The organism is Pseudoalteromonas sp. S1727 (genome assembly GCF_005886375.1).
In the GTDB taxonomy this organism is placed as follows: Bacteria; Pseudomonadota; Gammaproteobacteria; order Enterobacterales; family Alteromonadaceae; genus Pseudoalteromonas; species Pseudoalteromonas haloplanktis.
This window is the reverse complement of sequence record NZ_PNDT01000052.1, coordinates 1-407: the sequence shown is the minus strand read 5'-3', so window position 1 is coordinate 407 and position 407 is coordinate 1. Positions and strand designations below refer to the sequence as shown.

1 tRNA gene is annotated in these 407 nt (G+C 45.7%); it reads right to left on the bottom strand.

The window, feature by feature from the left end:
* Positions 1-243 precede the first annotated feature (243 nt).
* Positions 244-336 (bottom strand) — tRNA-Ser (locus CWB85_RS13150).
* Positions 337-407: the final 71 nt, after the last annotated feature.

The following is a 407-nucleotide window of genomic DNA, read 5'->3' as shown; positions in this document are numbered from 1 at the left end:
AATATTTGATATGTGTAATGTTATATAACAAACTCATTTACGCGTTTTAATTTAATAAATGGCGGAGAAGGAGGGATGGGCTTGCTTACGTCCATGTAATCAATCGCTTCGCGACGCTTGCAGCGGCCCAAAATGTTCCAGACATTTTGTCGAACCCTAGTCGAGGGTTCTCACCCGCCTTCTGCCATTTTTAACAACAAAAAAAGCCCCGCAATAAATTGCGGGGCTTTCTTCGTTATTAAATGGCGGAGAAGGAGGGATTCGAACCCTCGATAGAGCTACAAACCCTATACTCCCTTAGCAGGGGAGCGCCTTCGGCCACTCGGCCACCTCTCCGGCGCATAAACTGTCATTTTGATAGTCGAGTGAACCACCAAAACGTAATAATGGTGGAGAGATAGGGATTT